Source organism: Actinomadura sp. DC4 (assembly GCF_030406325.1).
In the GTDB taxonomy this organism is placed as follows: Bacteria; Actinomycetota; Actinomycetes; order Streptosporangiales; family Streptosporangiaceae; genus Actinoallomurus.
The window spans coordinates 200,646-220,407 of record NZ_JAUEQY010000008.1 but is presented as its reverse complement, the minus strand read 5'-3'; the positions used below and the strand labels follow the sequence as shown (position 1 = coordinate 220,407).

Sequence of the window (19,762 nt, the reverse complement as noted above, 5' to 3'; positions counted from 1 at the left end):
GTCTCACCGGGTGTAGCGGAGCCCGACGACTCCGTTGCCGAACGCCCGCGTCTCCGCGAGGCGGAGGTCGAACTTGGGCTCGCGCGTACGGAACAGGCGCTTGCCCTCTCCGATGACGACCGGGTGGACGAACAGGCGGTATTCGTCGATCAGGTCGTGCCGCCGGAAGGACGCGGCGATGTCGGCGCCGACGAGCGCCAGGTCGCCGCCCGCCTTCTCCTTGAGCTCGGCGACCTGCGCGGGGACGACCTCGCGGATCACGGTGGGGTTCCAGTCGGTGTAGTCGCGGGAGCGGGAGTAGACGATCTTCGGTGTGTCGCGCCAGATGCGGGCGAACTCCCGCATGGGCTCGGTGCTCCACGGGTCGGTGTCGGCGGTGGGCCAGGACTCGAGCATCAGGTCGTAGGTGATCCGTCCGTTCACGAAGGCGCCCATCGCGGCGAGCTCCTCGTTGAAGTGGGTGTGCACCTCGTCGTCGACCATGTGCCAGTCCAGGTCGCCGTCCGGTCCCTCGATGAAGCCGTCGAGTGACACCGACATGAAGAAGACGATCTTTCTCATCGCGGTTCCCTCCGCTGTCCTCCAGGTGACCGCGATTGTGTAACAGTCCGCGAAGGCGCGCGGCCGCTTCGAGAAGACTCATCGGCGAGCCGCGTGTTGGCCTGATCCGGCCACGCCGCGCAATCGATCACCAGGCCGGACGCCGTACGCCGGATGGCCCGTAGGCGAATGTCCGAATTTTCCTCTCCGGGCGGTGAACCGCTTTCCGGAATTGATCGTGCTACCTCCGACCGGTCTTCACGACCAACGGAACGCGTACGCAGGGGTAACGGTGAAATCGATTACTGGGGATCGTCCGGCGGGGCTTTACGACCGCGAATCGAGTGGCCGGGGAATGCCGCTCGCGTCGGGCATGCGGAAAGGGATCGTGATGAGGCGAGTCGTCGCAGGTACCGGGGTCGCGGTGCTGGCATTCGGCCTCGTCGCGTGCAAGGGGTCCTCGGACAAGGCCGGGCCGGCGCCGTCGGAGACGACCGCCGACGCGGCCCCCGCCGGCTCGGCCGGCCTGACGCCTCCGGGCACGCATCTGCGGCTCGGCCAGGCCGCGACCGTCGGCTGGGTCCCGGCGGGCGGCAGCCTGGAGACCGCACAGAAGGGCTTCAAGCTGCAGGTCAACGTCCTGTCGATCACGAAGGGCACGATCGGCGACTTCAAGAACGTGCAGCTCAAGCCGGAGGAGCGCAAGTCGACGCCGTACTACGTGAAGGTGCGGATCAAGACGCTCAGCAGCACGGCGCCCACGGGCACGAACAACGACCCGGACGTCACGCTCGACGCGATCGACGACCGCGGCCAGCAGCAGAACAACATCATTTTCATGGGCACCTTCACCCGGTGCGACGACATCACGCCGCCGAAGCCGTTCAAGAATGGAAAGTCCTACAGCAGCTGCCTGGCCTACCTGATGCCGGGCGGCGGCTCCATCCGGCAGGTGGTGTGGAAGAACGGCCCGAACAAGGCCAACAAGGTGACCCCGTACTTCGAGAAGCCGATCGTCTGGGCGGGTGCCTGAGCTACGACTTTGTCGTACGCCGCGGCGGTGAAAAAGTCGATCGATCGCCGGACGCCCTTAACGGAGGTCCGGACTAACGTCCCCCGTGAAGTTCACGAAATTCACGGGAGGACGGCATGGGACCAAAGGCGGTATGGCGCAGAGTGCGCTCTCTACTGACGTTGTTAGCGGCGATCGGCGTCATCGCGGCGACCGGAGCGGTCACGGCTCCGGTCGCCTTCGCCGGCACCGACGACTATCCGGCCCAATGGAGGAACACGGCTCAGGACTCCGTCGCCGACACCTGGGGCGAGTGGAACCGCGAGTGCACGTCCTTCGTGGCCTGGCGCCTGCATTCGCGTAACGGTTACGAGATGGACTTCCATGCCGACGCCACGCAGTGGAGGCAGCGCGCTCTGGCCGAGAACGTTCCGGTCGACACGACGCCCGCCATCGGCGCGGTCGCCTGGTGGTCCTCTGGCCACGTCGCCTGGGTCGAGGCGGTCTCCGGAGGGAACGTCACCGTCGAGGAGTACAACTACAGCTACACGGGCCGGTACAGCGAGCGGACCGTCTCCGCGGGCTCGCCGACCGCGTACCTCCACTTCAAGGACCTTCCCGTCGGTGAGGGTGGTTCGGGGCAGGGCGCCGGAGTGGGCGGTGCGCACTTCTTCGGCAAGAATCAGCTGGCCGCAGGGGAGATGCTCCTGCCGGACCAGTACCTCGCCTCCAGCGACCTGCAGTTCACGCTGATCCTGCAGAACGACGGCAACCTCGTCCTGTACGGCGGCGGCTACCACCCCCTCTGGGCCACCAACACCGGCGGCCGCGCCGTGAAGGACGCGGTGATGCAGGCCGACGGCAACCTCGTCCTGTACGGATCCGGCGGCGACGTCGTCTGGGCGAGTGACACGGGCGGCCGCGGGTCCTCACACCTGCAGCTCCAGGACGACGGCAACGCCGTCATCTACAAGGACGCCGGCGGCAGCACGTGGGTCTCCAACACCGGCGGCCACGCCACCTACACCTACGACGGCGCCAACCGGCTCGACTCCGGAGGGGTCCTGTACCCGGGCCGCTACCTCCGCTCCACCGACGGCCGATACGCCCTGCTGATGCAGGCCGACGGGAACCTCGTCCTGTACGGGCCGGGCTACCACGTGCTCTGGGCGACCAACACGGGCGGACGGCCCGGCGCGGACGCCACGGTGCAGGGAGACGGAAACTTCGTCCTCTATGCCGGCGGCGGCGCCGTCTGGACCACCTACACGGGCGGCCGGGGGCCGTCGTACCTGGTCGTCCAGGGCGACGGGAACGTCGTCCTCTACAAGACCGCCGGCGGCAGCACCTGGGCCTCCAACACCGGCGGCCACATCTGACCTGACCCGGGCCGGGCCGCGGGGGCGCCCGGCCCGGGTCACGTCGGCGTCACAGGGCGGCGGGCGGGGGGCGTCGGTGAGGACCATGCCGGTCGCGTCGAGGACCTCGGCGTCGTCGCCGAGTTCGCCTCCGACGATCCGCACCGGCTCGGCCGACGGGCCGGCGCGTAGCGGCCGATGCCGCGCCCGACCGGTTCTGACAAGCGCTCCCCACCGCCGCCAGATCGCCGCCGATCACGATCAGTTCCGGGTCGAGCAGCGTGACCGGCCCGCCCGACCTCCTCGGCGGCGTCCTCCAGCGCGCGTACGGCGCCCCGGTCGCCGGCGGCGATGAGTTCCAGCAGGTCGGCGACGGTCACCGGATGGCCCCGGCAGGCGGGCGATGGCGATCGGGCCGGCCACGGTCTCCAGGCAGCCGCGGTCGCCGCAGCGGCAGATCCGCCCGCGCTGACCTGGGCGAGCCCGGATCGTCTCGTGCATTGACTTATGTCTGACTTCGTCATAACGATGACCGTGGATCACGCGAACAGCCCCAGGCCTCCGCCGAAACGCGCCACATCTATGCGTGGTTCACGGAGTCGAACGATGGCACAACCCCTGTCCCCGCGGTGGCGTGGCCTCCTGGCCGCCGCGTGTTCCCTCACCTGCGCGATCGGCCTGGCCGGCGTCTCGACGCCGGCGGCCCGCGCCGCCGACACCCCCACACCGATCTACAAGGACACCCACTACTCATTCGAGGAGCGCGCCGCCGACCTCGTCTCGCGGCTGACGCTCGACGAGAAGGCCGCCCAGCTCCACACCAACAGCGCGCCGGCCATCCCCCGGCTGGGCGTCCAGCAGTACACCTACTGGAGCGAGGGCCAGCACGGCGTCAACACTCTCGGCGCCAACACGAACCACGGCTCGGCCTCGGGTGGGGTGCCGGCCACAAGCTTCCCGACCAACTTCGCCTCGTCCATGTCGTGGGACCGGAGTCTCATGTACGACGAGACGACCGCGATCTCCGACGAGGCGCGCGGCTTCCTCGACAAGTCCCTGTGGGGCGCCGGCGCGAACAACATCGGCCCGGCCAAGGACGACTACGGCTCCCTGACGTACTGGGCGCCGACCGTCAACCTGGACCGCGACCCGCGCTGGGGCCGTACGGACGAGGCGTTCGGCGAGGACCCGTACTTCGTCGCGCAGATGGCCGGTGCCTTCGTCAACGGCTACCAGGGTCAGACCAAGGACGGCAGGGCCACGACGCCGTACCTCAAGGTCGCCGCCACCGCCAAGCACTACGCGCTCAACAACACCGACAACGACCGTACGGGCATCAGCTCCGACACCGACGACCGTACGCTGCGGGAGTATTACACCGCCCAGTTCCGCGACCTCATCGAGGACGCGCACGTGTCCGGCCTGATGACCTCCTACAACGCCATCAACGGCACGCCGGCCGTGGCCGACACCTACACGGTGAACCAGCTCGCCCAGCGGACGTACGGCTTCGGCGGCTACGTCACCTCCGACTGTGGCGCGGTCGGCACCACGTGGCAGCTCCCGCCGGGCGGCCACGACTGGGCGCCGCCCGGCTGGACCACCGACCACAAGTCCAGTCCGACCTGGACCGACACGGCCACCGGCGCGACGGTCTCCGGCCAGGCCGGCGGCCAGGCGTACGCGCTGCGCGCCGGCACGAACGTCAACTGCACCGGTGCCGAGGCGACCGCGCAGAACATCCGGGACGCCATCGCGGCCGGCGCGCTCAGCGAGGGCGTCGTGGACACCGCGCTGGTGCACCTGTTCACCATCCGTATGCGGACCGGGGAGTTCGACCCGCCGGACCGGGTGAAGTACACCAAGATCACCAAGGACGTCATCCAGAGCCCCGAGCACCAGGCGCTGGCCGAGAAGGTCGCCGACAACTCGCTCGTCCTGCTCAAGAACGACGGCGGCCTGCTGCCCGCCGACGGTACGAAGCTGAACAAGGTGGTCGTCCTCGGCGACCTGGCGAACAAGGTCACGCTGGGCGGCTATTCCGGCGACCCGGCCAAGCAGGTCAACGCCGTGCAGGGCATCACGTCCGCGGTCAAGGCGGCCAACCCGTCCGCCTCGGTGGTGTTCGACGCGGCCGGCACGTCCACGACGGCGCAGGGCGAGGCCCAGCTCAGCGACGCGACGCAGGCCGACATCAAGGCCGCCGACCTGGTGGTCGTCTTCGTCGGCACCGACGACGCCGTCGCGCACGAGGGGATGGACCGTACGAGCCTGGCCATGCCCGGCGACTACGACTCCCTCATCGACAAGACCGCCGCGCTGGGCAACCACAAGCTGGCACTCGTGGTGCAGTCCGACGGGCCGGTCAAGATCGACGATGTCCAGGACAAGGTGTCCTCGATCGTCTTCAGCGGCTACAACGGCGAGAGCCAGGGCACCGCGCTCGCCGACGTGCTCCTGGGCGGGCAGAACCCGAGCGGGCACCTGAACTTCACCTGGTTCAAGGACGACTCGCAGCTGCCGCCGATGGCGGACTACGACGTCACGCCCTCCGCCACCGGCGGCCTCGGCCGTACGTACCAGTACTTCACCGGCACCCCCACCTATCCCTTCGGGTACGGGCTGAGCTACACGAACTTCGCCTACTCCCATGTGACGGCGGGCTCCACGGCGACGGCCGACGGCTCGGTCATCGTACGGTTCGACGTCAGGAACACCGGTTCCAAGGCGGGCGCGACGGTCGCCCAGATCTACGCGGCCACGCCGTTCACCGTGCCGGGCGTCGAGATGCCGAAGAAGCGGCTCGCGGGCTTCCACAAGACCGCGGTGCTGGCGCCGGGCGCCACCGAGCACGTCGCGCTGACGGTCAAGCTCGCCGACCTCGGCGTGTGGGACGCCCAGAAGATGCGCTCGTTCGTGCCGCCGGGCACCTACCGGTTCTCGGTGGGCGGCGACTCGGCCACCGACGCGGCCTCGCCGGCCGTACGGGTCACCGGGGCGCTCACCCCGAAGACCCGGTACGTCACGGTGCAGCCGGAGGCGGTGAGCTACAAGGTCGGCGACACCATCGACCTGACCGGCAAGAACCAGTGGATCAAGGACGACACCGACCACGTGAAGGAGAAGCGGAACCTGTCCGTGACCGCCGACAACGTGGTCGAGGCGGTCAACGACGACCAGTCCTTCGTCGATCTTTCGCACACGAGAGTCCGCTACCAGAGCACCGACCCGGGCGTGGCGACGGTGGACGCCGCCGGGCACGTGAAGGTGGTCGGGTCGGGCGTCACGACGCTGAAGGCGACCGTGAACGGCGTCACCGGGTCGGCCGTCATCTCCGCGGCGTACCCGTTCGGCGTCAGCGGCCCGTCGACCGTGGAGCCCGGCTCTGCCACGACCGCGACGACCACGTTCACCAACTCGGGCCCGTCGGCGCTGAGCGACGTGAGGATGTCGCTGACCACCCCGTCCGGCTGGACCGCCACGCCGACCTCGCCGGACTCGTTCGCGAGCGTGGCCGGCGGGCAGACCGTACGGACGACGTGGTCGGTCGGCGTCCCCTCCGACGCGGCACGGGCCGGCTACCAGCTGCAGGCCTCGGTCACCTACGAGAGCGGCGGCCGTACGGGCAGCGGCTCGGCGACGACGCTGGTGGCGATCCCGTTCGCGTCACTGTCCGACGCGTACGGGAACGTCGCCGTCACCGACGACGCCCGGCCGTCCGAGGGCAACCTGGACGGCGGCGGCCTGAGCCTGTCGGCCCAGGCCCTCGCCGCCGCGGGCATCACCCCGGGCGGCACGGTCTCGCACGGCGGCCTGACCTTCACCTGGCCGGACGTGGAGGCGGGCAAGCCGGACAACGTCGTCGCGGGCGGCCAGGCCTTCGACTACTCGGGCTCCGGGGCGGAGCTCGGCTTCCTCGGCCTGGCGAACAATGACACCGCGTCGGGCAGCGGCCTGATCACCTACACGGACGGCAGCACCCAGCCGTTCACGATCAGCTTCCCGGACTGGTGGGCGGGCGGCGGCGACACGGTCGCCACGTTCCCGTACATCAACACGTCCGGCGGCAGGCAGAACCAGACCGTCCACCTGTTCATGGCGACGGTGAAACTGCAGGCCGGCAAGCAGATCGAACTGGTCACCCTGCCGAACATCAGCCAGGGCGTCTCCAGCGGCACGAACGCGATGCACATCTTCACCGTCACCACCGGCGGCTGAGCCGGTCTCCTCCGGACGAGGGGCGCGGACCACCCTGGCGAGGGAGGCACCGCGCCCCGCACCCGCCGATCGTGGGAGGCATGAACCTCTCCTCCCGGACCACCGCCTACGCCGCGTTCGCGTGGGTGCTGACCTTCCTCGCCTGGCACGTGGTCTGGGTGGCCACGGGCCTGCGGACCCCGTCCGACGTCCACCACTCGGGAACGGCGCGGGTGCTCGCGGACCTGTTCACGGTGGCCCTCTTCGTGATGACGGTCGTGGGTACGGTGCTGCCGCTCGCGCTGGCCCAGGAGTGGGGGCGGCGGATCCCGCGTCCGCTGCTCTTGTTCGCGGCGTGGACCGGGTGCGTCCTCCTGGGCGCGAGGGGGCTCGCGGGGGTCCTCGACGACATCGTCCGCGTCACCGGGCTCCTGCCGGACGGGCTGACCGGTCTGACGACGGAAGAGCTGGTCGGCACGGCGCACCCGTCGGCCTGGGCGGTGTTCGCGAGCGGGTGGACGGACGCGCTGTTCGTGGCGGGCGGGCTGGCGTTCGGCCTCGCCGCCGTCACCTACCGACCACGATCTCGTGACTCGCATCGCCGGGGATACTTGCCGACGTGACGCCGATCTCACCGGCCGGCCGGCGAAGCCGGATACTCCTCACCTACCTGGGCCTTGCCGCGTTGACCGCGGTCACGGCCATCCTGCTGGTTCCCTCGAACCTGGAGTTCGGCGGTGACTTATGGACCGACCCGCAGGACGGCGCACAGCGGCTGGGGCAGTGGCGGGCCATGGCCACCTTCGGCTACACCGCCGGCGGCTGGATCGGCCAGGTGTTCGCGCTGGCGTCCGGCCTGCTGGTCGCCCGGTGGACAGTGCGGGAGCCCCGGCGAATCGGCCTGGCCGTCGCCGCCGGGCTCGGGCTGGGTCTGACGGACCTGGTGGCGGCATGGTCTCGGGCCACGTCCCGGCTCCACCAGAGTGCCGGCAGGGCCGTCGATCCGGCGCTCGTTCACCACGGCTGCCTGGTCACGGCCATGGAGGTGGCGCTGCTCCTGTTCGCGATCACCTCCGTTCTCGGGTTCGGGATCGGTCGAGCCCAGGGTGTCGCGAAGCGGCTCGCATGGGCGACGGCGTCCGCGGTGTTCGTCCTGTTGTGCGTGCCGATGATCCGGTACGGAGCCAACGATCAACTCGTCCGGTGGGCGACGACGCGTTGACGACTCCCATGTCCGCGCTGTCGCGATGGCCGATCAGCCGCCCGCTCCTCTGGGAACGGGCGGCTCGGCGCCGGGAGGTCAGAAGGGCAGCTTGGCAGGCGGCGAGGTGGGCTTCTTGTCGGTCCACGGACCTGCCGCCGAAGCCGGTGAAGAAGAACCTGCCGCCCGGCTTCGCCTGGGGATGGTCGGCCTGCCATGCTCCGGCCGACCTCGTGTGCGGCTGGTAGTGATCGTTGGACCATACGCGGAAGCCGGCCGGGGACCCCGCAGGACCGACGTACGCTCCTCGACGTCCTCGCCGATGTCGGGGACCGGCGGTTCCGGCAGGTCGCGGAACCGCCGCCAGACGACGACTTTCTTACGGAGGCGCGGTCAGGAGGTGATCTTCAGGGCGTCCACGATGCCGACCGACGTGGTCTTGTTGACGATCTTGATGGTGTGGGCTCCGCTCGCCAGGCCCGTCTTGCTGTACACGACCTGCTGGGACTGGCGGGCGCCGCTCACGTACAGGTTGACGTTGGCCTGGAAGGTCCCGTCGATGTAGACGTCGACGTTGCCCATGTCGCCGTTCTTCTCCGACAGGTAGGCGATCCCGGTACCCGTGAAGGTGTACTGCGCCGTCGCTCCGTTCGTGTACGTGTAGTGGACGTCGTCGTTGTAGTCCCCCAGCCCGCGCCCGGAGCTGCCGAACCAGTTCGCGTCGTACGTCAGCGCCGGGTCGTTCACCGTCCCGCTCGCCGTGCGTCCCAGGCCCAGTGTCGAGCTGGTGCTGCGCAGTGACTTCGCGTCCTGGTTCGCGGTGCCCGTGAGCCGGGCCGAGGAATACGAGGTCAGCGGCTTGGCCGTCCGCTCCACCACGTACACCGACCCCGGCGACGTCGGGAAGGTGATCCCCCCCCCGCCGACGATGTGGTGACGATAGCGTTGTCGGAGGTCCGCCGGACCCGGACCTGCTGGGTGCCCCACGGGTTGACGACCGTGGCCGAGGCCCCGTACAGGCTCTTCAGGCCGACGTACTTGATCTCGCCGGCCTCGCGTTCGGAGCTGACCAGGAAACCGTTCTTGGCCAGCAGCGTGAACTTCCCGGTGAACGAGGAGTCCGACGGCACCGCCGGGAAGACGCGGATCTTGTCGTTGTAGCTCTGCAGCAGCGACTCGTTGAGCGCCGACAGGTGCACGCCGAGGTACTCGAAGACGCCGTTCGTGTTGGCGGTCAGCCCGTTCGGGAAGTTCTGGTACTTCTGCAGCATCGTCTTGAGACCGTTGTACGCCTGGTCGCCCAGCCCGAGCCGCGCCGCCTGGATCGCGTCGTTCGCCCACACGTTGTCGTACGGGAACGGCCGGCGGTTCCAGGTGTTCAGCGCCGTCTGGTAGTCCGGCGCGCCGATGCCGGTCGTGTTGTAGGGCCAGATCGCCTCCGAGGCGACGTTCTCGTCGTTGCGGGTCTGGGCGATCGGCGGCGTGTGCGGCAGGTACGCGCTGCCGTCGGAGGGATAGGGCGCCAGGCCGTCCAGGATGTTCTGCCACTGGGTCCGCAGGTCGGCGTCCAGGCCCAGGGTCTGGCTCGCCTGGATGGTCACCGGGAACAGGCTGCGTACGGCGGCCAGGTCGGTGATGGCGCCCGGGACGTTCCAGTACGTCTCGTGCGCGTTCGAGCTCGCCATGGAGTACTTCCCCGAACCGTCCCGGGTCAGCTTGGCCGCGTAGAACCGTACGACGTCCCGCATGAACGGGTACGCGGTGTTCCGCAGGTAGGTGACGTCGTTCGAGTACCGGTACTGCAGGTACATGTTGTACGCGGCCTCGGTGCCGGTGGACAGGATGTTCTTGGTGTAGTCGCTGCCCACGGTCCCGCGCGCGTTGCCGTCCCAGCCCATCGTCTCCGGCACCCACAGCGCGTCCACACCGTAACGCGTCGAGGTGGAGGACTTCAGCGCGGCCGAGTTGCGGCTGTAGAGCCGGTTGAAGCCGCTCATCAGGTCGACGTGGTTCGAGGCCAGGAAGGAGTTGTAGACGTCCCGCTGGTTCCAGTACCAGTAGCCGTTGCTCCACTTCGTCTGGTCGCCCGTGGAACGGTAGACCCCGTTGATGAAGTGGAACGGATAGTTGCCGTAACCGCCCGAGGCGATCATGTACGTGGCGAGGTAGTAGACGTTCTCCAGGTAGTCCGCGTCGCCGGACAGGCCGGAGTACTGCACGAACGACTTCTGCCAGAAGGAGTGCCACCAGTTGCGGTAGTTCGCGAGCGTCGCCGCGTACCCGGTGCCCTTCACCGAGACCAGCTGGCTGCGGGCCGCCGCGACCGAGTCGTGCCCGGACGCGTTCAGCCGGCTCGCGGCGGTGAACCAGATCGTGTAGCTGGACGACGGCGTGATGTTCAGCCGCACCTTCGAGCCGTCCACGACCTGGCTGCTGTAGCCGGCGCCCTCGACCGTCGCGGCCAGCGTGTAGCCGAAGTCGTTCGCGTCCGTCTGGCCCCGGCTCAGGCCCACGCCGCTGGAGTCCGCGTACGTGGAGTAGGTCTTCCAGGTGTTGACGTCCGGCACGTCGGCGACGTTGGTGACCGTGCTCGGGTCCCACAGGCTCAGGTCGAGCGCGACGCTGGAGACGTTGCTCCGGGTGTCGTCGACGTGGATGCCCATGACCTCGGAGTTCGGCGACCCGAGGATCGTCACCGTACGGTTCGCGTCGTACTTCGTGGTCAGCAGCCCGTCATAGAGCGACAGCCGCTGCTGGTAGGTCGAATAGCCCGTGTCCATGCCCGGGTTGGAGTACAGGTTGACCAGGCCGGCCGCGTACGCCGACTGCTCGGACAGGTCGGCGCCGGAGACCTGCATGGTCAGGCCGTTCTGGCCCCACACCATGGCCCCGGTACGCCCGTTGCCGACGGTCAGCCCGTACGCGGGGTTGGTGTTGACGCGGTTGTAGACGATGTCGTGTTTGGCCAGGTAGCCGGCGTAGTCGACGTTCAGCGCGCCGGTCGAGCCGTCGAAGGCGGCGTCCGTGGTGGAGGCCGAGGCCGGTACGGCGACGCCGAGGAGCGCGGCGACCAGCGCGAGCAGGGGCAGGAGTCTCATCTTCGCTCACAATCCGCCGAGGCCGGGTCAGCCCTGGACGAGGTCGAACTCTTCCCATGGCCCGATGGCCGTACGGTTCGCGATCAGCGGGGCCGCCCCCGCGTTCTCCGCCGTCACGTAGTCGTTGTTCGCGCCTGCCCGCAGGCTGACGCTGCCGTCCGCGTTGTGGATGAGCGCGAAGGTCTCCCACTGGCCGATGGCCGTACGGTTAGCGACCAGCGGCGCGGCTCCCGCGTTCTCGGCGGTGACGTACTGGCCGTTGGAGTGGGCGCGCAGCGCGATCGCGCCTCCGCCCTGGTCGATCTCGTCGAACTGCTGGGCCGTGACGACGCTCGTCCCGCCGGCGATCAGCGGCGTGGTGCCGTCCGCGGTGACGTACCTGCCGTTGGCGTGGGCGCGCAGGCCGACCACCGTGCCCGTCGGCGGGTGCTCGGCGACGCCGAGGACGTACGTGAGCTGGGCGCCGGTGAACTCCGGCTGCAACGTGCTGGAGGCCGACGCCTGCACCTGGAACCGGCCGGGCGCCGAGACCGTGCCACCGCAGCCCGCGTTGGGCGTCCCGACGTGGGTCGAGTTGTCGGTGTTGCCGGTCACGGTCCAGTCGCGTACGCCGTTGACCGCGTACCCGTAGCCCATGTGGGCGCCCTGCAGCGTGTTGCCGGTGACCGAGGCGCCGTAGTTCGTGCCCGTGCCGCAGCCCCAGACCTGGGGACCCATCGCGATGCCGACCTTGATGAACGCGCTCTGCGCGTTGATGGTGTTCCCGGTGACGGTCGTGCCGGTGTAGTTGCCGTTCATGGGGGCGTAGTCGACGAGGTTGATGCCGCCGAGCATCGTCCGCGTCTTGGCGACGATCGTGTTGTTCCGCACCGAGGACCCGGGCGCACCGAAGATCACGATGCCGCCGTCGGTGGCGTCCTGCACGGTGTTGCCCTGGACCGTGCTGTTTCCGCAGGCCAGTGAGATGCCGTCGGCCCACGTGCCGCTGGGCGCGTCGGTGCCGGCCGGGCCGATCGTGTTGTTGAGGATCTTCGCGCCCTGGCACGCCGGGGCACTGTTCGTGACGGCGCCCTCGATGATGTGCAGCGTCGACCAGCTTCGGGTGTCGTGGGCGTAGACGTTCTGCACGGTCTGGTCGACGCCGGAGGCCCCCATCTCCATGAGCGCGCCGCCGTCCAGCCGGCCGAGGGCGGGGCGTCCTCCGTCGATCTGGATGTTCTCCACCGTCACGCCGGACCGGCCGGTGCCGTTGATCGCCGTGGTGAGCGAACCTCCGACCTTCAGGGTCGCCCGGGTGGTGTCGGTGGGCAGGCCCTGTGTCTCTATCACCTGGTTCGGGGCGGTGAAGGTGACGGGGTTGGTCAGGGTGAAGACGGCGCCGGGGCACAGGACGGCGGTCGCGCCGGTTCCGGTGAGCGCGGCGTTGATGGCCGCGTCCGTGCCCGAGGGGATGCAGGCGGCGGCGCCGGCCGGCTGGGCGGTGCCCGGCACGACGAGTGCGCCGGCGGTCACCACCAGCAAAGACAGGTACTTGAGCGATCTTCCACGAGCTGTCATCACGCGATCCTCTCTGGCGGGTACGGGGATCGTGACCGAGCCGCGACCGGGGCCGCGGTCCCGTACGGGACCGGGCGGGGTAAAACAGGTCGCGTACGGACATTGCTCGGATATTTCACAAGAGTCAAGACCACTTGCTGGATTGAATTGCGTTATTGCTGGATTCCAGCGAGAAGTTGCGCGGAAGCAGGTCACGTACGGCGGCGGGCGGGGCGCGTGGTGCGGGTCGGACGCGCCGCCGAGGCCTCCGGGCCGCCCCCACCCTCCCATATACCTCGGATGTCTGGCCGCCCTGACGCGGAACCGGCCCGGACGATCAGCGCTCGGGCAGGTCGCCGCCCGCGTCGGTGAAGGCGCGGAGGGCGAGCACCAGGTCCGCCCGCTGGTTCGCCGGCATGCGAGTGACGATCGCGGCGACCTCCGCGCGCCGGTGGGCCGTGACGTCGTCGACCACCCGGTGGCCGGGAGCGGTGAGGCGCAGGGCGTTCTCCCGGCGGTCGGCCGGGTTGGTGCGCCGGTCCAGCAGCCCCGCGGCGACCAGCCGGTCGACCATGCGCATGGCCGTGGAGGGGTTGACGGCCAGGTGGCCGGCGAGGGAGGCGAGCTTCATCTCGCCGTACGTCGCGAGGACGACGAGCATCCGGAACTGCGGCAGTGTCACCCGGTCGTCGACGGCCGCCAGGGACCGGGTGGAGATCGAGACGAACAGCCGTGAGGCCGTGAGCACCGCCGAGGTGACCGCGTCGACGTCGTCGCCGACCGGCTCGGCGGCACGGACCGGCCCGGTCGCACGCTCAGTCATGGATCAGTTCTACCCGGTCACGGCACCGGCGGCTAGTCATTGCACTGTGCAACCTCTGTCCGCCGGCATGGTCGCTGACCTGGGGACGGGTCCGTACGGGCCGGCGTGTAGCCTCGATGTACTACACGCCGTAGTTTTCGGGCGCGGACGACGAGCGCGCCGGCCCTCTGGAGACACATCGATGGACATGGATCCGCTGGCGCCCCTGACCTGGGCGCGGGCGTTCACCACCTGGCGCTTCTCGCCCGTCACCACCGTCCTGCTGGCGGCGGCGCTGCTGATCTACCTCGCCGGGGTGATCGCCGCGCGCCGGGACGGGCCGTCCTGGCCGCTCGCGCGGACGCTCTCGTTCGCGGGCGGGCTCGCGGTGACGGGCGCCGCGATCATGGGCAGTCCCGGCGTGTACGGGGACGGCGGCCTGTTCTGGCTGCACATGATCGAGCACCTCATGCTGATCATGGTCGCGCCGTGGCTGCTGTGCCTGGGCCACCCGATGGCGCTGCTGCTGCGCGCCACGAGCGGCACGGCCGGGGAGTACGTCGAGGCGGTCCGCCGGTCGCGGCCCGCGCGGCTGCTCCGCTCGCCGATCGTCGGCCTCGCGCTCTACATCGTCATCCTCTTCGGCATCCACCTGTCGTCCTTCATGGACGCCATGATGGACTCGCCGGCGCTGATGGCCGTCGAGCGCCTGCTCTACCTCGGCGGCGGCTACCTCTACTTCTCCCGCCTGCTGACCGTCGACCGGTCACCGGCGGCGCTGCCGTACCCGCTGCGGCTGTTCAGCCTGTTCATGGGCATGTCGGCCGACACCGTCGTCGGGGTCGTGCTCCTGCAGGCGACGCACCCGCCGTTCCCGTCCTGGGCCGCGATGCACCCGTCCTGGGGCGTCGGCCCGCTCGGCGACATCCACGACGGCGGCGCCGTCATGTGGATCGGCGGGGACGGCCTGATGTTCGCGATGCTGCTCGTCGTCGGCGCGACCTGGCTGCTGGACCGCTCGCCGGACGCGGCACGCGCCGGCTCCTTCCTGGAGTCCGCCCGGCAGGCGGCCCTCGCCGGTACCGGGCACGGGACAGCGCCCGGCGACGAGGACCGCGCCCGGCTGAGGGCCAGCGGCAACGTCGACGAGGACGACGCGGCGCTGGAGGCGTACAACGCGCTGCTGTCCCGCCTCAACGGCCCGGACCAGAGAAGATAGGGCCGGTCAGCGCTCCGCCAGGCAGGCGGTCACCGCCGCGTTGCCGAACCTCGGCCGCAGCCGGGTGATCGCGTCCGAGTCGCGGCGGGGGTGCACGCGGTTGGTGAGGAGGACGACGAAGACGTCCAGCAGCGGATCGACCCAGATGCTCGTGCCGGTGAACCCGGTGTGCCCGTACGCGGCCGGGCTCATCAGGTCGCCGCTGCTGGAGTGGTGCGGGTCGCGGCCCTGCCAGGCCAGCGACCGGCGCAGCGCGAGATGGCCGGTACGGGGTTCGGTCATCACCGCGAGCGTCCGTTCGCCGAGGACGCGTCCCTGCCGGCCCGCGCCACCGCGGCACAGCGTCTCGCCGAGCGCGGCCAGGTCGTCCAGGGAGCCGAAGAGGCCGGCGTGGGCCGCCGCGTCGCCGAGCACCTCGGCCGTCTCGTCGTGCACCGTGCCCTGGACGATCCGGCCGCGCCACGGGCAGTCCTCGGTGGCCGCCGCGCGCCGGCGATCGGCCTCCGGGAGCAGGAACCGCGTCCGCGCCATCCCGGCGGGTCCGGTGACGCGCTCGGCGACGAGGGTCGCGAGGGAGACCCCCGCGACCCGCTCGGCGATCATGCCGAGCACGACGAACCCCAGCGAGTTGTACTCCACCGCGGCGCCCGGGGCGAAGCGCAGCGGCACGCGTACGAGCGCGGCCAGCAGTTCGTCCCGGGTCCCGTGCCGGCGCCAGAGCGTCTCCTGACCCGGCAGCCCCGAGGTGTGCGTGAGCAGCTCGAACACCGTGATCGACGCCTTGTCCGTGCCCGCGTACTCCGGCAGGTGCGCGGCCACGGTCTCATCCAGCGTCAGCTCGCCGGACTCGACCAGCGCCATCACGGCCAGCCCGGCGATCGGCTTGGTCAGCGAGGCGAGATCCCACAGCGTGTCCTCGCCCACCGGATCGCCGCCCCACGACAGCGTGCCGACAGTGCCGCTCGCGGCGACCCCCGCGCTGCCGCCGTACGCCCATGCCGCGCCCGAGAACGTACGGTCCCGGCGTGCGCGGGTGAGGATCTCCTCCGGGCTCATGCGTCGTCCTTCCGTCCGGGCGCGGCGCCGCCGGTCAGGCGATCAGGTCGGCCAGGCGTCCCACCTGACCGGGGTCGCCGGACCAGCAGTAGAGCATGACCTCGTCGGCGCCGAGGTCGGTGAACGCCGCCACCGCGTCGAGGATCCGCTGCGGCGTGGTGAGCAGGTTGCCGGTGACGTGCCGGGTGTCGCCGAGAAAGGCGTAGTACGAGCCGAGGGCCTCCCGTGCGTCGCGCACCGTCTCGTCCGGGCCGAGGGCCACGTTGACCTGGGCGACGATGCGGGGCCGCCCGGTACGGCCGGCGGTGGTCCAGGACCGCTCGACGTCGCGGAGCAGCGGAGCCGCGGTCCAGGGCGGGGAGGCGCAGAGGTACCCGTGGCCCCAGCGGGCGACGCGTTCGAGGGCGGCGGGCGCGAAGGCGCCGATGAGGATCTCCGGGCCGCCCTCGCGCGCCGGCGCCGGGCCGATCGGCCCGACGTCCTCTCCGTACGGCGCGCCGGACCAGACCCGGCGCATGGTGGCCAGCTGCTCGTCGAGCCGCCGGCCTCGCGTACGGATGTCGGTGCCGGCCGCGAGGTGGTCGTCGCGGCGTCCGCCGACGCCGATTCCGAGGGTGAACCGGCCGCCGGACATCAGGTCCAGGGTGGCCGCCTGTTTGGCGAGGAGCGCGGACTCGCGCAGCGGCCCGAGCAGTACCTCGGTCTGCAGCCGGATGCGCGAGGTGGCCCCGGCGATGGCCGCGAGCGTGACCAGGGGCTCGGGGTTGGCGTAGACGAGACGGTCGAGCAGGCCGAGGGCGGTGAAGGGACCGGCGTCGGCGAGCCGGGCCCAGGACAGGAGTGCGGGCGGGTCGCCGATGGGCAGACCGAGACCAACGTTCACGAGCGGACCTCCGGAAGGGCATGCGGACAACGTGTGTCGCCCCTCCTCCACCGCGGTGCCCGCGGGCGTGCTCCCGTACTGCGACGTCATCCGAGGGAGCGCGAACCTCAGAGTTCGTCCACTCTAACTCCGGGGCCGCTCGCCCTCGACCAGCAGGCGGCGGTGGAGCTCGGCGGTCAGGGTGTGGATCTGGCGGGTCAGCTCGGTGTTCGTCTTGAGCTCGAGCTCCTGCTCGGTGAAGTCGTGGTCGGCCTTGGCCTGCTGGAAGGACGCCTGGCGGTTCTGCCCGATCATCACGAAGGTGGACAGGAAGATGGCCTCCAGCGAGACCACGAGGGTGAGCCCGGGCCAGGGGTTGCGTTCGACGAAGAGCATCCACACCACGAACACGACCGCGTGAATGTAGACGAACGGCATGGAGCCCGCGAAAGCGGTGATCGCGTCGGCGACGCGCAGCTGGACGTCGGCCGTACGGCGCGCGAGGTGCGCCTCCACGACCGGGTGGTGCCGAACCTGCTCGGGGTTGGTCATGCCGGTGCCTTCCGGTCGGCGGAACGAACCGCCGTACCGGGCGGTCTCCGCGTCGGTGTGAGCGCGTGCGTCGCACCAAACTCTCGTACCGCGCGCGGGCCCGGCAACCGCGAAGGTCAGGCGTCCTCGCTGGGCGGGGCGGGCCTCTTTCTGCTCATGCGGCGGCGGCGCGGGAGCTCGGCGCCCTGGGGCGGTCGCGGCGCCGGAGGGAGCACCGGCGCGGGCGCCGTGGGCGACAGCTCTCCGAGTGAGAGCTCGTCGATCGGGATCTCGTCCAGCCGGACGGTGCCGATCTGCGCGGGGTCGACCCGCCGGCGGTCCGCCGGAGCGGGATCGATGGCGATCAGGCCGTCCTTCATGAGGATGGCCAGGTCGGTCAGCACGGAGTAGAGGCCGCGGCCGAGGCTGAAGGCGATGTCGCGGGTGCTCAGGCGGCCATTGATCTTGGCCAGGATCTCGGCGCGCGCGGGAGCGGTGGCCGCGCTGTGCTCGACGGGCAGCCGCTGCGGCCGGGTGTTGATGTTCAGCCCGAAGCGCTGCCACTCGGCGGCGACGTCCAGCCGCCGCGCGGTCTCCCGGACGACCCGGTCGGGATCGAGCCCGGGCTGGACCGGCAGGAGGGGCGCGAGGTCGTCCGGAGCGGCGGACTCGGCGGTGCAGGAGCTGATCCCGCACACCGCGATCGCGAAGATGGCGTCGAAGACGGCCGTCTGGGTGAGGACCTCGACGGCGGCCGCGCCGAGCAGGCCGCGTTCGACCAGCTCGGCGGACAGGCGGCCGTACGGGGCCGCCTCGTCGAAGACCTCGCGCCAGCTCTCCTCGGAGACGCGGCCGGACCGGAGCAGGAGCGACTCGATGCCCGGCGCGACCGGAGTCGAGGCGGCGACGACCAGGCCGTCCTGCATTCTGATGCTGCCGCCCTGGCCGCCGTGCAGCCGGAGCGTGCCTGAGAAGCGCTCTCCGCCGCGACGCGTGAGAGCGGTGGCGAGGATGCCTGACCTGGGCGTTGAAGCCCCGGCTCCCTTGGGGGACTCAGTGGGGGAAAGAGGTGATGTCACCGTCGCCCATCCATCGGAACAAGGAGTTCAGGGGGTGCTGATGGAGGCCATCATGCCAGGTCGTCCCGCCAGGTTGCGGGACAGCATGATCATGCGGCGAGTCTGACTCCCGGCCGCAACTAGGAAGGGTCCCTCCCTAAAACCCCATGTCAGAGCGACGGGTCAAAGTATCTTGTAGCGCCAAATGACCGACATGTCGCTATCTGAGGCTGTACGTTGCCTTCTCTAGACACAATGCCTGCGAGCCGGGGCCTTGAGCGTTGATTCGTTCACTCACGGCGTCCGGGGGGGCAGTTCACGGGGTGGGAGGCTCGATGAATATCGAAACCGCGCTCAAAGAGGCGATGGCGATCGAGGGCGCGCTCGGTGCCGCGCTCGTCGACTACGAGAGCGGCATGACGCTCGGCATGATCGGGGGCGGCCGCGATCTCGATCTCGAGGTCGCGTCCGCTGGCAACACCGAGGTGGTACGTGCCAAGGCGCGTACGCTCGAGGCGCTCGGCATCAAGGAGGGCATCGAGGACATCCTGATCACGCTGGACCGGCAGTACCACCTGATCAGGCTGCTCAGCCGCGGCGGAAGCCAGCTGTTCTTCTACCTCGCGCTCGACCGGAGCCGCGCCAACCTGGCGCTCGCCCGCCACAACCTCCGCCGCATCGAGCGGGACGTGGCCCTCTAGGCCTCGCGAACACGGCATGGCCGCTTCGTGCCGGTCTGCCGGCGACCGCGAACCGCATCGGCGGCGACAGCCGGCCAACGCGTTGTCCGTCGTACGTACATCCGATTTCGGGGGATGTCCGCGCGCTGACGCGTCCAGACGGCGAAGCCGATCTCGGAATGAGCGTGAAGTTAGGACAGGGGATGATCCAAGAATCGGTGCTCAACGAGCTGTACGCCTTGCGCGATCAGGTCGTCGGGGTACGGGACACCGCAGTGGCGTCAGTGGACGGAATGCTGATCGCCTCCGACACTGACAAGGTGCGGCCGGACGTGCTCGCGGCTCTCGCGGCGGCGGCGCTCGGCCTCGGCAAAAGCACCGGCCAGGAAGTCGGCATGGGCGAACTCCGTGAGGTGGTGACCCGCTGCCAGAGCGGTCACATCGTCGTCTACGCCATCCGCGACCGCAGTCTTCTCGTCGTTCTCGGCGACGAGGGTCTCGACATCGCCCGCCTCCACCTCCAGTCCCGCCCGGCGGTCAGCCGGCTGGCCGACATCCTGGCCTAGGGGCAGCGGCACGAGGCGGCTGATTTCCTACGAATGAGGGCCTTCC

The 19,762-nt window shown here is 70.1% G+C and carries 17 protein-coding genes; 8 read left to right on the top strand and 9 right to left on the bottom strand.

The window, feature by feature from the left end; all coding sequences use genetic code 11:
- Nucleotides 1-3: 3 nt before the first annotated feature.
- The gene (locus QWU11_RS15985) at nt 4-561 is read right to left on the bottom strand and encodes a dihydrofolate reductase family protein (RefSeq protein ID WP_290108999.1); all 558 of its coding nucleotides are present in this window, start codon (nt 559-561) and stop codon (nt 4-6) included.
- A 370-nt stretch (nt 562-931) separates the two neighbouring features.
- Between QWU11_RS15985 and QWU11_RS15980 the strand changes: the two genes are divergently transcribed.
- The 5 genes from QWU11_RS15980 (at nt 932) to QWU11_RS15960 (ending at nt 8,329) form a co-directional block, all read left to right on the top strand.
- The gene (locus QWU11_RS15980) at nt 932-1,573 is read left to right on the top strand and encodes a hypothetical protein (protein WP_290108998.1); all 642 of its coding nucleotides are present in this window, start codon (nt 932-934) and stop codon (nt 1,571-1,573) included.
- A 143-nt stretch (nt 1,574-1,716) separates the two neighbouring features.
- Nucleotides 1,717-2,931 carry a CHAP domain-containing protein gene (locus QWU11_RS15975; protein WP_290108997.1) on the top strand — a complete coding sequence of 405 codons (1,215 nt, stop codon included), beginning with the start codon at nt 1,717-1,719 and terminating at the stop codon, nt 2,929-2,931.
- Between the two features lie 585 nt (nt 2,932-3,516).
- On the top strand, nt 3,517-7,128 hold the full coding sequence (locus tag QWU11_RS15970) for a glycoside hydrolase family 3 C-terminal domain-containing protein (protein WP_290108996.1): 3,612 nt from the start codon (nt 3,517-3,519) through the stop codon (nt 7,126-7,128).
- 80 nt (nt 7,129-7,208) lie between these two features.
- Complete coding sequence (locus QWU11_RS15965; protein WP_290108995.1) at nt 7,209-7,730, top strand: hypothetical protein; 522 nt, start codon at nt 7,209-7,211, stop codon at nt 7,728-7,730.
- Nucleotides 7,727-8,329: a hypothetical protein gene (locus tag QWU11_RS15960; protein WP_290108994.1), complete on the top strand. Its 603-nt coding sequence runs from the start codon at nt 7,727-7,729 to the stop codon at nt 8,327-8,329. Before QWU11_RS15965 ends, QWU11_RS15960 begins: the two co-directional genes overlap by 4 nt.
- A gap of 372 nt (nt 8,330-8,701) precedes the next feature.
- On the opposite strand, the gene QWU11_RS15955 is transcribed toward QWU11_RS15960, so the two are convergent.
- From QWU11_RS15955 to QWU11_RS15940, 4 genes are all read right to left on the bottom strand, one after another.
- Nucleotides 8,702-9,187, bottom strand: a complete 486-nt coding sequence (locus QWU11_RS15955) for a hypothetical protein (protein ID WP_290108993.1) — start codon at nt 9,185-9,187, stop codon at nt 8,702-8,704.
- Entirely contained in the window at nt 9,160-11,406 is a 2,247-nt protein-coding gene (locus QWU11_RS15950; protein WP_290108992.1) for a hypothetical protein, read from the bottom strand. The genes QWU11_RS15955 and QWU11_RS15950 overlap by 28 nt, the downstream gene beginning before the upstream one ends.
- Before the next feature lie 27 nt (nt 11,407-11,433).
- Entirely contained in the window at nt 11,434-12,963 is a 1,530-nt protein-coding gene (locus tag QWU11_RS15945; RefSeq protein ID WP_290108991.1) for a right-handed parallel beta-helix repeat-containing protein, read from the bottom strand.
- A gap of 316 nt (nt 12,964-13,279) precedes the next feature.
- A complete protein-coding gene (locus QWU11_RS15940) occupies nt 13,280-13,765 on the bottom strand; it encodes a MarR family winged helix-turn-helix transcriptional regulator (protein ID WP_290108990.1) in 486 nt (161 codons plus the stop codon).
- Between the two features lie 181 nt (nt 13,766-13,946).
- On the opposite strand from QWU11_RS15940, the gene QWU11_RS15935 reads away from it, so the two are divergent.
- The gene (locus QWU11_RS15935) at nt 13,947-14,963 is read left to right on the top strand and encodes a cytochrome c oxidase assembly protein (protein WP_290108989.1); all 1,017 of its coding nucleotides are present in this window, start codon (nt 13,947-13,949) and stop codon (nt 14,961-14,963) included.
- A 6-nt stretch (nt 14,964-14,969) separates the two neighbouring features.
- On the opposite strand, the gene QWU11_RS15930 is transcribed toward QWU11_RS15935, so the two are convergent.
- From QWU11_RS15930 to QWU11_RS15915, 4 genes are all read right to left on the bottom strand, one after another.
- The gene (locus QWU11_RS15930; protein WP_290108987.1) at nt 14,970-16,019 is read right to left on the bottom strand and encodes a serine hydrolase domain-containing protein; all 1,050 of its coding nucleotides are present in this window, start codon (nt 16,017-16,019) and stop codon (nt 14,970-14,972) included.
- A gap of 34 nt (nt 16,020-16,053) precedes the next feature.
- Nucleotides 16,054-16,902 (bottom strand): LLM class flavin-dependent oxidoreductase, encoded by an 849-nt coding sequence (locus QWU11_RS15925; protein WP_290108982.1) that lies wholly within the window; start codon nt 16,900-16,902, stop codon nt 16,054-16,056.
- A 123-nt stretch (nt 16,903-17,025) separates the two neighbouring features.
- Entirely contained in the window at nt 17,026-17,433 is a 408-nt protein-coding gene (locus QWU11_RS15920) for a DUF1003 domain-containing protein (RefSeq protein WP_290108979.1), read from the bottom strand.
- 116 nt (nt 17,434-17,549) lie between these two features.
- A complete protein-coding gene (locus tag QWU11_RS15915; RefSeq protein ID WP_290108976.1) occupies nt 17,550-18,338 on the bottom strand; it encodes a hypothetical protein in 789 nt (262 codons plus the stop codon).
- A 467-nt stretch (nt 18,339-18,805) separates the two neighbouring features.
- On the opposite strand from QWU11_RS15915, the gene QWU11_RS15910 reads away from it, so the two are divergent.
- Together QWU11_RS15910 and QWU11_RS15905 are read left to right on the top strand one after the other, a co-directional pair.
- Nucleotides 18,806-19,171, top strand: a complete 366-nt coding sequence (locus QWU11_RS15910; RefSeq protein WP_290108975.1) for a hypothetical protein — start codon at nt 18,806-18,808, stop codon at nt 19,169-19,171.
- Nucleotides 19,172-19,353: 182 nt separating this feature from the next.
- The gene (locus QWU11_RS15905; protein WP_290108974.1) at nt 19,354-19,716 is read left to right on the top strand and encodes a roadblock/LC7 domain-containing protein; all 363 of its coding nucleotides are present in this window, start codon (nt 19,354-19,356) and stop codon (nt 19,714-19,716) included.
- Nucleotides 19,717-19,762 lie beyond the last annotated feature (46 nt).

What these genes read in the sequence shown, in the direction of transcription:
- QWU11_RS15945 (WP_290108991.1), bottom strand. Translation starts at nt 12,963, where the DNA reads ATGACAGCTCGTGGAAGATCGCTCAAGTACCTGTCTTTGCTGGTGGTG.
- QWU11_RS15980 (WP_290108998.1), top strand. Translation starts at nt 932, where the DNA reads ATGAGGCGAGTCGTCGCAGGTACCGGGGTCGCGGTGCTGGCATTCGGC.
- QWU11_RS15915 (WP_290108976.1), bottom strand. Translation starts at nt 18,338, where the DNA reads ATGCAGGACGGCCTGGTCGTCGCCGCCTCGACTCCGGTCGCGCCGGGC.
- QWU11_RS15930 (WP_290108987.1), bottom strand. Translation starts at nt 16,019, where the DNA reads ATGAGCCCGGAGGAGATCCTCACCCGCGCACGCCGGGACCGTACGTTC.
- QWU11_RS15940 (WP_290108990.1), bottom strand. Translation starts at nt 13,765, where the DNA reads ATGACTGAGCGTGCGACCGGGCCGGTCCGTGCCGCCGAGCCGGTCGGC.
- QWU11_RS15970 (WP_290108996.1), top strand. Translation starts at nt 3,517, where the DNA reads ATGGCACAACCCCTGTCCCCGCGGTGGCGTGGCCTCCTGGCCGCCGCG.
- QWU11_RS15985 (WP_290108999.1), bottom strand. Translation starts at nt 561, where the DNA reads ATGAGAAAGATCGTCTTCTTCATGTCGGTGTCACTCGACGGCTTCATC.
- QWU11_RS15905 (WP_290108974.1), top strand. Translation starts at nt 19,354, where the DNA reads ATGATCCAAGAATCGGTGCTCAACGAGCTGTACGCCTTGCGCGATCAG.
- QWU11_RS15965 (WP_290108995.1), top strand. Translation starts at nt 7,209, where the DNA reads ATGAACCTCTCCTCCCGGACCACCGCCTACGCCGCGTTCGCGTGGGTG.
- QWU11_RS15935 (WP_290108989.1), top strand. Translation starts at nt 13,947, where the DNA reads ATGGACATGGATCCGCTGGCGCCCCTGACCTGGGCGCGGGCGTTCACC.
- QWU11_RS15920 (WP_290108979.1), bottom strand. Translation starts at nt 17,433, where the DNA reads ATGACCAACCCCGAGCAGGTTCGGCACCACCCGGTCGTGGAGGCGCAC.
- QWU11_RS15950 (WP_290108992.1), bottom strand. Translation starts at nt 11,406, where the DNA reads ATGAGACTCCTGCCCCTGCTCGCGCTGGTCGCCGCGCTCCTCGGCGTC.
- QWU11_RS15910 (WP_290108975.1), top strand. Translation starts at nt 18,806, where the DNA reads ATGAATATCGAAACCGCGCTCAAAGAGGCGATGGCGATCGAGGGCGCG.